Source organism: Bacillus sp. SG20033 (genome assembly GCF_044570195.1).
GTDB classification, from domain to species: Bacteria; Bacillota; Bacilli; order Bacillales; family Bacillaceae; genus Bacillus; species Bacillus subtilis.
Map to the genome: position 1 here is coordinate 3586021 of NZ_CP172606.1, position 13984 is coordinate 3600004.

The 13984-nt window shown below is 44.5% G+C and carries 13 protein-coding genes and 1 tRNA gene; 6 read left to right on the top strand and 8 right to left on the bottom strand.

Annotated elements, in window-relative coordinates; genetic code table 11:
* Positions 1–7 precede the first annotated feature (7 nt).
* From levB to ACFVP7_RS18935, 5 genes are all read left to right on the top strand, one after another.
* Positions 8–1558 carry a 2,6-beta-fructan 6-levanbiohydrolase gene (gene levB / locus ACFVP7_RS18915; protein WP_161986347.1) on the top strand — a complete coding sequence of 517 codons (1551 nt, stop codon included), beginning with the start codon at positions 8–10 and terminating at the stop codon, positions 1556–1558.
* Positions 1559–1664: 106 nt separating this feature from the next.
* Positions 1665–3227 carry an aspartate/proton symporter AspP gene (gene aspP / locus ACFVP7_RS18920; protein ID WP_003228228.1) on the top strand — a complete coding sequence of 521 codons (1563 nt, stop codon included), beginning with the start codon at positions 1665–1667 and terminating at the stop codon, positions 3225–3227.
* 94 nt (positions 3228–3321) lie between these two features.
* Complete coding sequence (locus ACFVP7_RS18925; protein WP_031315347.1) at positions 3322–3906, top strand: TetR family transcriptional regulator; 585 nt, start codon at positions 3322–3324, stop codon at positions 3904–3906.
* Positions 3907–3987: 81 nt separating this feature from the next.
* The gene (locus ACFVP7_RS18930; protein WP_014480966.1) at positions 3988–4323 is read left to right on the top strand and encodes an SMR family transporter; all 336 of its coding nucleotides are present in this window, start codon (positions 3988–3990) and stop codon (positions 4321–4323) included.
* Positions 4323–4643 carry a QacE family quaternary ammonium compound efflux SMR transporter gene (locus tag ACFVP7_RS18935; RefSeq protein WP_003228222.1) on the top strand — a complete coding sequence of 107 codons (321 nt, stop codon included), beginning with the start codon at positions 4323–4325 and terminating at the stop codon, positions 4641–4643. Before ACFVP7_RS18930 ends, ACFVP7_RS18935 begins: the two co-directional genes overlap by 1 nt.
* A 35-nt stretch (positions 4644–4678) precedes the next feature.
* Here ACFVP7_RS18935 and ACFVP7_RS18940 read toward each other — a convergent pair whose 3' ends face one another.
* Positions 4679–5191, bottom strand: coding sequence for a DUF3231 family protein (locus ACFVP7_RS18940; RefSeq protein WP_072175092.1), 513 nt, complete (start codon positions 5189–5191; stop codon positions 4679–4681).
* Between the two features lie 155 nt (positions 5192–5346).
* Positions 5347–5422 (bottom strand) — tRNA-Arg (locus tag ACFVP7_RS18945).
* Positions 5423–5692: 270 nt separating this feature from the next.
* On the opposite strand from ACFVP7_RS18945, the gene clpP reads away from it, so the two are divergent.
* Positions 5693–6286, top strand: a complete 594-nt coding sequence (clpP, locus tag ACFVP7_RS18950) for an ATP-dependent Clp endopeptidase proteolytic subunit ClpP (protein WP_003228214.1) — start codon at positions 5693–5695, stop codon at positions 6284–6286.
* 44 nt (positions 6287–6330) lie between these two features.
* Here the strand turns inward: clpP and pgmB are convergent, their stop codons facing one another.
* From pgmB to mdxF, 6 genes are read right to left on the bottom strand one after another with little or no spacing between them, the layout of a single operon-like run.
* Positions 6331–7005, bottom strand: a complete 675-nt coding sequence (gene pgmB, locus ACFVP7_RS18955; protein WP_072175093.1) for a beta-phosphoglucomutase — start codon at positions 7003–7005, stop codon at positions 6331–6333.
* Complete coding sequence (malL, locus tag ACFVP7_RS18960; protein WP_396582706.1) at positions 7002–8687, bottom strand: oligo-1,6-glucosidase; 1686 nt, start codon at positions 8685–8687, stop codon at positions 7002–7004. Before malL ends, pgmB begins: the two co-directional genes overlap by 4 nt.
* Positions 8680–10953: a maltose phosphorylase gene (gene mdxK / locus ACFVP7_RS18965; RefSeq protein WP_396583272.1), complete on the bottom strand. Its 2274-nt coding sequence runs from the start codon at positions 10951–10953 to the stop codon at positions 8680–8682. Before mdxK ends, malL begins: the two co-directional genes overlap by 8 nt.
* On the bottom strand, positions 10931–11815 hold the full coding sequence (locus ACFVP7_RS18970; RefSeq protein ID WP_124072691.1) for a DUF1189 domain-containing protein: 885 nt from the start codon (positions 11813–11815) through the stop codon (positions 10931–10933). Before ACFVP7_RS18970 ends, mdxK begins: the two co-directional genes overlap by 23 nt.
* Before the next feature lie 5 nt (positions 11816–11820).
* A complete protein-coding gene (gene mdxG / locus ACFVP7_RS18975) occupies positions 11821–12657 on the bottom strand; it encodes a maltodextrin ABC transporter permease MdxG (protein ID WP_021480666.1) in 837 nt (278 codons plus the stop codon).
* Complete coding sequence (gene mdxF, locus ACFVP7_RS18980; RefSeq protein ID WP_014478063.1) at positions 12658–13965, bottom strand: maltodextrin ABC transporter permease MdxF; 1308 nt, start codon at positions 13963–13965, stop codon at positions 12658–12660. It lies immediately after the preceding gene.
* Positions 13966–13984 lie beyond the last annotated feature (19 nt).

Genomic DNA, 13984 nt, shown 5'->3' on the forward strand with positions numbered 1-13984 from the left:
ATCCCATATGAACTATATAAAAGCAGGCAAATGGCTAACCGTATTCCTAACCTTTTTAGGAATATTGCTGTTTATCGACTTATTTCCAAAAGAAGAACATGACCAAAAAACAAAATCAAAACAGAAGCCGGACTACCGGGCGGCATATCATTTTACGACGCCGGATAAATGGAAAAATGACCCTCAAAAACCGATCTATTTTGATGGCAAGTATCATTATTTCTATCTATATAACCGAGATTACCCAAAAGGCAACGGCACAGAATGGCGCCATGCCGTCTCAGAGGATTTGGTGCACTGGACCGATGAAGGCGTGGCGATTCCGAAATATACAAACCCGGACGGTGACATTTGGACCGGTTCCGTCGTGGTTGATAAAGAGAACACAGCCGGCTTCGGGAAAAATGCGCTTGTCGCGATTGTGACACAGCCCTCAGCCAAAGACAAAAAACAGGAACAATATTTGTGGTACAGCACAGATAAGGGAAAATCATTCAAATTCTACAGTGGCAACCCCGTTATGCCTAATCCGGGCACAGACGATTTCAGAGATCCGAAAGTCATATGGGATGACCAGGATAACAAATGGGTCATGGTCATGGCTGAAGGATCAAAAATCGGCTTTTATGAATCCGATAATCTTAAGGACTGGCATTACACAAGCGGATTCTTCCCAGAACAGGCGGGAATGGTGGAATGTCCCGACCTCTACATGATGCGGGCAAGCGACGGAACGAATAAGTGGGTTCTCGGTGCCAGCGCGAATGGCAAACCGTGGGGCAAACCAAATACGTACGCCTACTGGACCGGAAGCTTCGACGGAAAAGAATTCAAAGCGGATCAGACTGAAGCCCAATGGCTTGACTATGGCTTCGACTGGTATGGCGGTGTGACGTTCGAAGACAGCAAAAGCACAGATCCATTAGAAAAGCGGTATGCGCTTGCCTGGATGAACAATTGGGATTATGCCAACAACACCCCGACAATGAAGAACGGCTTTAACGGCACAGATTCTGTCATACGCGAACTCCGGCTGAAGGAGCAGGATGGAACATACAGCCTCGTCTCACAGCCGATTGAAGCTTTGGAGCAGCTGACTGTTTCAACTGACGAAATAGAGGATCAGGATGTGAACGGATCAAAAACATTGTCGATAACAGGTGATACGTACCAGCTTGATACGGATCTTTCTTGGTCAGAGCTAAAGAATGCAGGCGTCAGGCTCAGAGAATCAGAAGACCAAATACGCCATATTGATGTCGGTATTTTCGCTGAAGGCGGCTATGCTTATGTCAATAGAGCAGCCACAAATCAGCCTGACAAAAGCAATACCTATGTCGAAAGCAAAGCTCCTTATGATGTAAGCAAACGTAAGGTGCATTTGAAAATACTTGTCGATAAAACAACGATAGAAGTATTTGTTGGCGACGGGAAAACCGTTTTTTCAAATGAAGTCTTCCCAAAGCCTGAAGATAAAGGAATTACCCTTTATTCTGACGGCGGCACAGCCTCCTTCAAAAATATAACAGTGAAACACTTTGATTCGGTTCATGAATAAAAACAGGGGCAGCGCAGGCTTCCCTGTTTTTTTATTAGGAGCGGTATTCTCTGTTACATATTGGGCATTGTAAGAAATATAAGGCTGGTTTCAAAGGAGGAAGCGAATGTCTAAACAAGGAAATTTTCAAAAATCAATGTCGCTGTTTGATCTGATTTTGATTGGGATGGGAGCCATCTTTGGATCAGCGTGGCTGTTCGCTGTCAGTAATGTCGCTTCAAAAGCAGGGCCCTCCGGCGCTTTTTCCTGGATCCTCGGAGGAGCCATTATTTTGTTAATCGGGCTCGTATATGCAGAGCTCGGAGCCGCTCTGCCCCGTACCGGAGGCATCATTCGATACCCCGTTTATTCACATGGCCACCTTGTCGGCTACTTAATTTCGTTTGTCACGATTGTCGCTTATACAAGCTTGATTTCAATTGAAGTGACAGCTGTGCGCCAGTATGTGGCCTATTGGTTTCCCGGCCTGACTATTAAAGGGTCTGATTCGCCGACCATTTCCGGCTGGATCTTGCAATTTGCCCTATTATGCTTGTTTTTCCTGCTGAATTATTGGAGCGTCAAAACCTTCGCTAAGGCGAATTTCATCATATCGATTTTTAAATATATTGTGCCGATTACCATCATTATTGTGCTGATCTTTCATTTTCAGCCGGAGAATTTATCCGTTCAAGGATTTGCACCGTTTGGATTTACAGGTATTCAGGCTGCCATCTCGACAGGCGGCGTCATGTTTGCGTATCTCGGCCTGCATCCGATTGTATCTGTAGCAGGTGAAGTCCAAAATCCAAAACGCAATATCCCGATCGCTTTAATCATTTGCATCATCGTTTCAACCATCATTTATACTGTTTTGCAGGTCACCTTTATTGGTGCAATCCCGACAGAAACACTGAAACATGGCTGGCCGGCAATTGGCCGGGAGTTCTCATTGCCGTTTAAGGATATTGCGGTCATGCTCGGGTTAGGCTGGCTTGCAACGCTTGTCATTTTAGACGCCATTCTGTCTCCCGGTGGAAACGGGAATATCTTTATGAATACGACATCCCGCCTTGTTTACGCCTGGGCGCGTAACGGCACATTATTTGGCATATTCTCAAAGGTCAATAAAGATACGGGGACACCCCGCGCTTCGCTTTGGCTTTCGTTTGCCCTGTCCATTTTCTGGACACTTCCCTTTCCTTCGTGGAACGCGCTCGTCAATGTCTGTTCAGTCGCGCTCATTCTTTCATATGCGATTGCACCCATTTCTTCAGCTGCGCTGAGGGTCAACGCGAAGGACTTAAACAGGCCGTTTTATTTAAAGGGAATGAGCATTATCGGGCCGCTTTCCTTTATATTTACAGCGTTTATCGTGTACTGGTCAGGATGGAAAACAGTCTCCTGGCTGCTCGGTTCACAGCTCGTGATGTTTTTGATCTATCTCTGTTTCAGCAAATATACGCCTAAAGAAGATGTCAGCCTCGCTCAGCAGCTGAAATCAGCCTGGTGGCTTATCGGGTTTTATATTATGATGCTGATCTTTTCCTACATCGGTTCTTTCGGACATGGTTTAGGGATTATCAGCAATCCCGTCGACCTCATTTTAGTCGCGATCGGCTCACTTGCTATTTATTACTGGGCAAAGTATACCGGGCTCCCAAAAGCCGCCATTGATTACGATAAATAAAGAAGCAAGAGGTTTTCTTGCTTCTTTATTCTTTACAAACATACATACACGCGATAAAATGAATGATAGTCAGTCATTATCGGAGGTGTTCCTCATGCCAAAACAATCATCGGGTAAATACGAAAAAATTCTGCAGGCTGCCATAGAAGTCATTTCTGAAAAAGGCCTCGACAAAGCTTCTATTTCTGATATTGTCAAAAAGGCCGGCACTGCCCAAGGAACATTCTATTTGTATTTCTCATCTAAAAATGCCCTCATACCGGCCATTGCAGAAAATCTTCTCACCCATACACTTGATCAAATCAAAGGCAGGCTGCATGGGGACGAGGATTTTTGGACCGTTTTAGATATATTAATTGATGAGACTTTTCTCATTACTGAACGCCATAAGGATATTATTGTCCTCTGTTATTCCGGGCTTGCGATCGACCACTCCATGGAAAAATGGGAGACGATCTATCAGCCTTATTATTCCTGGCTTGAAAAAATCATCAACAAGGCCATTGCAAACCTTGAGGTAACGGAAGGAATCAATTCAAAATGGACGGCCAGAACAATTATCAACTTGGTCGAGAACACTGCGGAACGATTCTATATCGGATTTGAACAAGATGAAAATGTTGAAGTGTATAAAAAGGAAATTTTTACTTTCTTAAAACGGAGCTTAGGCACTGCTTAAAAAATGACTGGGTAACACCGCTCATTTTTTAATGCCCTAAAAATGACTGACGTTCATTCATAAAATAGAGAGGTGTTTCATTTGAATTGGGTTCTTGTTTTTATTGCAGGGCTTTTAGAAGTTGTTTGGGCCTCTTCCCTCAAACATGCCGATTCGCTTTTGGATTGGATCATCATTTTTATCTTAATCGCGGTCAGCTTTATCCTGTTGATCCGCTCTTATCAAAAAATCCCGATGGCCGCCGCGTACACTGTGTTTGTCGGAATCGGAACCGTCGGAACATATCTGACTGGAATTGTTCTGGGCGAATCCTTCTCAGCAGCCCAGATGTTCTTTTTAGCTTTATTGCTGGCTGGCATTTTAGGAATGAAATTATTTACGAAAGAAAGCAAATCTCAGCCGGGAGGTGAACAATAATGGCATGGTTTTTATTAGTGATTGCCGGCATAGAAGAAATTATAGCTGCCATTGCCATGAAATATATAGACGGAACAAGAAAAAAATGGCCGATCATTGTGATGACTGTTGGATTCGGCTTATCCTTTTACTGCCTGTCCCAAGCGATGATCGTCCTGCCTGCCGGAGTCGCATATGCCGTCTGGACTGGCATTGGAAGCATTGGTGTTTCGGCGGTCGGGCTCATTTGGTTTAAGGAGCGGTTTCAGCTATCACAGGTGATTTCACTTTGCCTTATCCTAGCCGGCGTCATCGGCCTGCGTCTTACGTCATCTTCATAAAATCAAGGCATATACAGCTGTATATGCCTTTGCCATTAAGCTTCGTGATGTTTTTGAAGATGAAGCGGCGGCGGGATGAGCCAGCCTTTGTTTTTTAGCAGCCTTAAGTATTTTGCGCCGGTTGCCGCTTTCGACATATGAAATTGCCCAAACATCATGGCAATATCCTCACGAATCGATTGCCCCATCATTTTGCTGCATGTCACAAGACCTGCAGCATTTTGTGCTGCCGCGGAGGCCGCCACATCCGGATCGAGAAACCGTGCGCCAGGCGGAATATCGTTAATATCTGCTGTCGGCGGTTCAGGAGAAGCCGGCGGCAGCGCCACCCCGTTTTCTTTCAGGATCGTGCTGACCTGCTTGATTTCATCTTGGCATTTCTCAATAGACTCACGAAGCAGCTTCTTCAGGTCGTCATCACCGACATGATTCAATAGCATTTGGTAATTGCCGACCATTTTATTGCCCGCCATCACATAACTCCATAAGCCGAATACCTCACCATAATGCATCGGTTCATCCTGCGGATTTCCGCTTAAAATACCCATGTTCATCCTCCTCGCAAATTCAATATCGCACACATTCCATAACGTGCCCGAGAGAAGGAAAATTTATGTTTCAGCGTGAGAGATTTATGAAACAAAACAAAAAAGACAAGAGCGGCAAATCGCCAAACCCTTGTCTTTCCTGTTGTTCTATTGGACGCGCTCGGAGGGATTCGAACCCCCGACAGACGTGGTACCGGAAACCACCGCTCTATCCAACTGAGCTACGAGCGCAGAATGACTGCGTTATGAGAACGTCAGCACTACTAATTATACGATAATTCCATTCAAATAACAACCCTCTATTTGTGAGAGGCCGTTTTTTAAATAGACAAAGCATCTTAATTGGCAATCTGACATACGATGGTTTGAACCCCTGTATTTTTGGGGAAAATGGGAAAAAGAGACGACTTTGCATATTAGGCCAGCTTTTTGTTTGACCTTTATTGACCAAAAATGTATCATGTAACTACATACTTACCTAAAAGGTGAAGGAGGAGCATTATGAATTTAATACCTACAGTCATTGAACAAACGAACCGCGGAGAAAGAGCGTATGACATTTATTCTCGTCTATTAAAGGATCGTATCATCATGCTTGGATCTGCGATTGATGACAACGTTGCGAACTCCATCGTGTCACAGCTTTTATTCTTAGCAGCAGAAGACCCTGAAAAAGAAATTTCTCTTTACATCAACAGCCCGGGCGGCTCTATTACAGCCGGTATGGCGATCTATGATACCATGCAGTTTATTAAGCCGAAGGTATCTACAATTTGTATCGGTATGGCTGCGTCAATGGGCGCGTTCCTGCTTGCAGCCGGCGAAAAAGGCAAACGCTATGCGCTTCCAAACAGTGAAGTCATGATTCACCAGCCTCTTGGCGGTGCGCAAGGTCAAGCGACAGAAATTGAAATTGCTGCGAAACGCATTCTCTTGCTTCGCGACAAATTAAACAAAGTCCTAGCTGAACGTACTGGCCAGCCGCTTGAAGTGATCGAACGTGACACAGACCGTGATAACTTCAAGTCTGCTGAAGAAGCGCTTGAATACGGCCTGATTGACAAAATTTTGACTCACACAGAAGACAAAAAGTAATAACACAACCTGCAAGAGCTGCGTCTCTTGCAGGTTTTTTTCATTTAAACACTTTTGATTCTAAACTGCTCCCATTCCTCGTGTAACAGCTCAAGTGTTAGATCATTCGTCTGCCTCACAACCAGATCAGCACCAAGCATCGGCTGTCCTTGACCGACACCAACCGCAAACATCCCTGCAGATTTGATTGCGGAAATGCCTGCTTCTGCGTCTTCTATTGCCGCGCAATCAGCAGGGGAAACATCGAGCATCGCTGCAGCTGTTAAAAAGATGTCAGGATCAGGCTTCCCCTTCGCAAGAGTCGTCGGATCAACAATGGCATCAAAATCATCGATAATTGCCAAACGTCTTAAAATCTTAGGAGCATTGCGACTTGAAGATGCTAACCCGATTTTTATATTTTCGTTTTTCAATTGACATAGGAGCCTGCCAATCCCCGGTAAAAGATCTTCCGGCGTCAATTTGCTGATCAACGTTTGATAATCGTGATTTTTCCGATGCATTAGTTCTTGTTTCTCCGCATTTGTATACTTTGTTTCCGCACCGCCAGAGATCAATATGCTTTCAAGTGACTCTTCTCTGCTGATTCCTTTTAGCCTTTCATTCATGTCTCTGTCAAAGGGGATATTGATTTGTTCTGCGATGTGCTTCCAAGCGAGAAAATGATATTCAGCAGTATCTGTTATCACTCCGTCTAAATCAAAAATGACCGCTTTCATATACTAATGCCCATCACAGCTTCATAAGGTTTGAGGCTAATACTCTTTAAGTCAGCCCGCTCCTGCGGATAGTTTGAAATCAGCACTTTCCAACGCTCATGAATCAGTTCTGGAGGCGCTTCGAACAGAGCCTTTTCTTCCGATAAATTCACAACGACAAGAAGCTTTTCCCCTTGATATTCTCGAAGGTAAGAAAAGACCTGCGGATCATTCTCCTGCAAAAGCTGATAATCGCCATATATCATAATCTTATATTGCTTTCGTAATTGAATGAGCTTCTGATAGTAAAAGAAAATCGAATCTTGATCTTTCAAGGACTCTTTCACATTGATATCTTGATAGCGGGAATTTACCGGTATCCACGGGTCTCCGGTTGTGAATCCCGCATGTTTTCCGGCATCCCACTGCATAGGTGTTCTCGCATGATCCCTTCCTTTTATCATCACGGCTTTGACAAACTCTTTTTCTGACATCGTTTTGTTTTCGACGACTAGTTCACGATATGCATTCTTTATTTCAAGATCATCATACATCTCCAGCGGCATCTCGCTGTTGACCATGCCGATTTCTTCTCCCTGGTAAATAAACGGCGTTCCTTTCATGCCGTGCAGAACCGTTGCAAATGCCTTCGCACATTCCTTACGCAGTTTCCTGTCATTGCCCCAGCGGGAAATAACCCTCGGCTGGTCATGGTTCCCAAAATACAGGGTATTCCAGCCGACATTCATTAACCCGGTCTGCCACCTTGTCATCGTCTTTTTTAAAGCAATCAAATCAAACGGCTTGATCTGCCATTTCCCATTTGGCGAGTTTTGTTCTGTATCAATATCCATATGTTCAAATGTAAAGATCATATTCAGCTCTTGCCTGCTTGCATCTGTGTACTTTTTCGCCTCTTCAATATCAGAGCCGTTTGCCTCTCCGACTGTCATGCAGTCGTAATGAGAAAGCACTTCCCTGTTCATCTCTTGAATAAACTCATGAAGACGTGGGCCGTTAGAGTGATAACGGCCGACAATATAGCTGCGGCTGTGATCCGTTTCGTAGTCCGGAAAATCGGTGTATTTAGAAATAGAGCCGATCACATCCATCCGCCAGCCGTCAACGCCTCTATCCATCCAGAATCTCATTACATCATAAACTTCCCGGCGAACGGCTTCGTTTTCCCAATTTAAATCAGGCTGTTTTTTCGAAAAGTAGTGCAAATAATACTGCCCTGTTCCTTCATCGTATGTCCACGCTGAGCCTGAAAAGATCGATCCCCAATTATTCGGCTCTGAGCCGTCCGGTTTAGGATCTTTCCAAAAATAATAATCCCGGTAAGGATTGTCCTTCGACTTGCGGCTTTCAGCAAACCAAGCATGCTCATCTGATGTGTGGTTCACGACCAAATCCATGACGATTTTCATTCCGCGTTTATGGACTTCATCAATCAACTGAAACATATCTTCATTTGTCCCAAACTTTTCATACATGTTTTTGTAATCGCTGATATCATATCCGTTGTCATCCTGCGGGGAATCAAATACCGGGGAGAGCCAGATGACATCCGCCCCGAGATTTTTGATGTAATCCAGCTTTTGAATCACACCTTGCAAATCCCCGAATCCATCTCCATTGGCATCATAAAAACTGCGCGGGTAAATTTGATAAACGACAGCTTCTTTCCACCATTCACTCATTAGGCGTTCTCCTTTCACATCGTCCCTGTAGGACAACTGGTTCCTCATAAACGTTCATGTGCAGCGGCTCGCCTTTTACAAGCTCAAAAATAACGCGCTTTTCGTCAACCGTCACATTGATTAATCGATTTCGATAATTGATGTTGAATGAATATTCGTCCCATTCTTTCGGCAAAAACGGAGCAAATGACAGCGTCTCATTCGCGGTGCGCATGCCTGCAAAGCCATGAACGATTGCCAGCCAGCTACCCGTCATTGAAGTAATATGCAAGCCTTCTTCCGTATCATGATTGTAATTATCAAGATCAAGCCTTGCTGTGCGCTTATATAATTCGAGCGCTTTCTTTTCCAGCTTGAGTTCGGCTGCGAGAATCGCATGGACAGAGGGCGATAGGCTTGATTCATGAACAGTCATCGGCTCATAAAATTCAAAGTTTCGCCGTTTTTCTTCCATTGTAAAACGGTCATTAAAAAGATAAATGCCTTGGAGAACATCTGCCTGCTTAATAAAATTGGAGCGGAGAATCTTGTCCCATGACCAATTCTGGTAAAGAGGCCGTTCCGCTGGATCTAATTCGTTAACTGCTTGCAGGTCTTTATCCAAGAACGTGTCATGCTGAACGAAAATTTGCAGTTCTTCACTATACGGATAGTACATGTGCTGGATGATTTCTCTCCAGACTTTCAATTCTTCTTCCTGCACATCCAGAAGGCGGCGTTTCTCCGCTGAGATACTTTCGAGACTTTGTAGAGTATACTCCAACGTCCAAGCCGCAATGACATTCGTATACCAATTGTTGTTAACGTTGTTTTCGTATTCATTCGGCCCTGTGACGCCATGGATCATATACTTGTTTTTTCGTTTCGAGAAGTGAACACGGTCGGCCCAAAATCTGCTGACTGCCACAAGTACGTCTATCCCGTATTCTTCCATATAGTCACAGTCGCCTGTATAATTGATATAATTGTAGATCGCATAACAGATCGCGCCATTGCGGTGAATTTCTTCAAAGGTGATTTCCCATTCGTTGTGGCATTCATCACCGGTGAACGTCACCATCGGATAAAGTGCCCCCTTCATCCCCAATTTTGCCGCGTTTCGTTCGGCAGCCTCCAACTGATGATAGCGATACAAAAGCAGGTTTTTCGTCACCTCCGGCTCGGCTGTCGCCAAATACATCGGAACGGCGTACGCCTCAGTATCCCAATATGCGGCACCTCCATATTTCTCGCCAGTAAATCCTTTCGGCCCGATATTCAAACGGGCATCGCCCCCGTAATATGTCGAGAATAACTGAAAGATATTGTAGCGGATTCCTTGTTGAAGCTCCTCATCTCCTTTAATCTCAATGTCCGCTTTTGCCCATCTTTCCTTCCATCGATCAGTGTGCCTCCGTTTTGCATCTTCATAGCCGTTCTCTACCACATCCGCCAAAAGCTCCTTGGCTTTCGATAAAAGCTCTTCCTCCCGAAAATCACGGGAAGTCGTGACAATCACAAACTTTTTCAATGATGCCTTCGTTTGATAACTGTAGCGATTCTCGACATACATTTCAGTCGTTTTAAAGCTTTCATGGACAAAACCCTCCGTCTCGTTTGCCATTGCGGCTAATACCGTGAAGCGCGGTGTTCCAAATGGATTTTCGATCGTTTTTGCCGCTAAATGGCCGCTGTGAGAATCAGCACCTTTCGCTTCCTCCTGCCAAAACTGTTCTTGGTAGTTAGAATCTTCATTTGCCACGTTTCCATCCAGGTAAGGAACAAGCGTAATGACAGCATCTCCCGTCAAGCACTCCGCTTCATAATGAATCGCACAGAGTTCTTTTACAGCAAGGCTAAGAAACCGCTCTGACCTGATTCTGACGGATTTATCTTGAATGCGGACAACAGCGCTTCGCCGCAGAATCCCCTCTTTCATATTGAGTTCTACCTCAAATGATTTGATTGGGTTTTGATGGAGATCGATTTTTTCACCGTCAACATATAAGCCTATGCCCATAAAGTTCATTGCATTGATCACTTTTCCGAAATATTCCGGATACCCGTTTTTCCACCAGCCGACTCGCGTTTTGTCGGGGAACCACACGCCTGCAATATATGTGCCTTGGTGACTGTCGCCTGAATAGCCTTCTTCAAAATTCCCTCTGACCCCCATATAGCCATTGGCAAGAGACGTCAGGCTTTCCAGCAGCCGTGTATGCTCCTTATTAAATGTATTTGTTTTGATTTTCCATTCATCAATCTCAAATAACCGCTGATTTATCATCATTTCCTCCCGAATGTAAGTTTCCATTATCACGGCGGATTTTGGTCAAATATCTAAATGCAAAAGAGATCATCAAAGTAACGCCACACGAATGGATCATCAATACAGTAATCAAATCAAAATGAACCATGCCGATAGCAGCTGCCGCAAATGCCGGCAGTGCTGATGCGCAAATCGCTATAGAGGCCGCTTCCTTGAATGATGCAATAGAGACCATGTTTGATATTTTTGTGATCCAGAGACCTCCGGCAAGAACAAACGTTAACAAAAGCTGGATCATAGAAACCACCGTATATGCCAGCATCATGATCATCGGCTTATACTGTGCCAACCACAATGTATCGATCAAGACCTCTACATCATGGACGTTTGGTTTCTCGAGCTTAACGTCCATTTTCGCATAGCCAACAGAAAACCCCGTTTCGTTTTGATCGGTGATCACCAGTTGATCAGGTTGAAATATGATGGCGTTTTCAAATCCAGTTACTTTCAATCGCCCATTTTCACCGCTTGTCTCATATTCATGCTTCATATCGACTGCCATCACATTCTGCCCATCTTCAATTCTCTCAGAGCTCTTCCCGCCTGTTAGTTTTCCGTTCCTGATTTGAAAACCCTGCAATTGATCAGCAAATTGATCATTAACCCCTTGAATCGCTGACGGCATGAAAGATGCAACGCTGAAGCGATCCATTTTCACAAACGAAACCGCTAACGGCGCCATTAAGCAGGCCGTTAAAAACAGAAAGAGAAAAGAGAGCTGCAGCCAGCTGAAGGTATTCCCGTAACGGCAAACACCTGATGGGGATGCAGCCGCCTTCAGGCAGCGGATGATAAAGCTTTTATTCTCCAGATTCTTCATTGGCATTACCCCTTTGTTCCGCCGGCTGTCAAACCGGACACAAAGTTCTTTTGGAGAAAAAAGAATAGAACGCATATCGGCAGTGCGGCAAGGATGGCACCGGCTGCGAATAGAGCTACTTTTTGCTGCTGCGGATTAGAAATAAAGGATTGTAATCCTACAGCGATGGTCAGCCTTTCCGGTGAGCGAAGCAGAAATTTCGCCAGCAAATAGTCGCCAAACGGTGCCATAAACGCCCAAAGCGCTTGTACCGCGAGCATTGGCTTAACAAGAGGCAGAACAATTGAAGCGAAAATCCTCAGATGTCCCGCTCCGTCAATTCTCGCGGCTTCATCAATTTCTCTCGGCACAGTATCAAAATAACCTTTCATCAGCCACGTGTTCATCGGAATTCCGCCGCCGATATAGATCGCTGTTAAAAACCAGTATTGATCGAGTGCGCCTATTAGCATCGCCAAGACATAAAAAGCAGTCAGCGCCGCCATTGTCGGCACCATTTGAATGATTAAAAAGAATATCAGGCTCTTTTTTCTGCCTGCAAACCGATAGCGGCTGTACGAGTACCCGGCAAGTGTCACAATCGTAACCTGCAAAACCATGACCGATAGCGCGATGACAAGTGTATTGCTGTACCAATTGAGATAAAGCGTTTCGTCAAATAGCCGCTTAAAATGATCCAATGTCCAAGGACCCGAAAAATCGAGCTGAAAAGCCGCCGAATTCCCCACACGGAAGGCTGATGATGCCGTAATCAGCAACGGATATATAATGACAATACTTAAAAGCGTCAAAAATAAATACGTACAGATTTTATTAAGCATTCTGGCAGTGCTCGCGTTCACCTACATAACCTCCTCATTGCCAAAAGCATTCGATTTTTTGAAAGCAATCAGTGAAATTCCAATGACAATGAAAGAAATTAACAGTGTCACAGCCGCCGCAACGGAATATTGGGGTGATGTGCCTGTTGTCAGTTTATAAATCCACGAAATTAAGATATCGGTCGATCCGGCCCCGGCTCCCGCACTGCCTGGCCCTCCCTCATTAAATAAATAGATGATCGAGAAATTATTGAAATTAAACGTATACTGAGTAATCATCACGGGTGCTGTGGCAAATAAAATCATCGGGAATGTAATATGCCGAAAACGCTGAATAAAAGTGGCCCCGTCAATCTTTGCCGCTTCATACAATTCACCTGGAATCGCCTGAAGCACTCCCGTTACCATGACATAAATATATGGAAAGCCGAGCCACGTCTGAATCATAATGAGGGCTGTCTTTGTCCAGAAAGGATCAGTCTTCCACGCGATCGCAGGCAGCTCAACAAACGGCAGGTGATTGAATAGTGGAATCACCTGTGCATTCACCGCTCCTATGCTGTCGTTAAACATGTTGGAAAAACTCATGATTGTAATAAACGCCGGAACAGCCCATGGAAATAAGAAAATCATTCGAAATATCCGCTTGCCTTTTATAAAATCCTGATTGACGAAAAGTGCCGTCACAATACCTAAAATGATTTGCAGCGTTGTTGCACAGATTGTCCAGATAACCGTCCAGCCCAGTACATTCACAAATGTTTCACGATAGGAGCCAAGGAAAAAAATATTTAAGAAATTTTTAAACCCGACCCAGTCAATCAGACGATTAGGCGGAATATGATAAAAATCATAGTTTGTTAATGCAACAAACAGAGTCACCAAAACCGGAAAAATAATCACAAACACCATCATGATATATGCCGGAAGTGTAAATAGATATGGAAACCCTTTATCGCCCGCATGACAGATCATATCCTTGGCTGTTGTATTGACTTCCAAACCCGCCGCTTTCATAGCGGCGGTCTTACGCGAATCATGGATATTAAAGATATAGAACATGAGGAAAATCACCGTCACGATCAATTGCAGCGTGCCTTCAATCAGCATAAACAGCGAGTGATCTTCACCGGGAACACTTCCCAATGTCATCAATCCGGTTAGCGCCTGTATACCGAAAACGCATAATTCAAAAGCAAACAAGCCTGTGATGGCAAGAAATAAGAGCCCCTTTGACAATTGCTGATTCGCAATCTGCCCAAGTCCTGGAATGATCGATAAAAGCCCTGCCTTTCGTTTTTGCTTTGCAAGTGTGTGATGTTTATTCATTTTTTTCCGCCCTCTATTC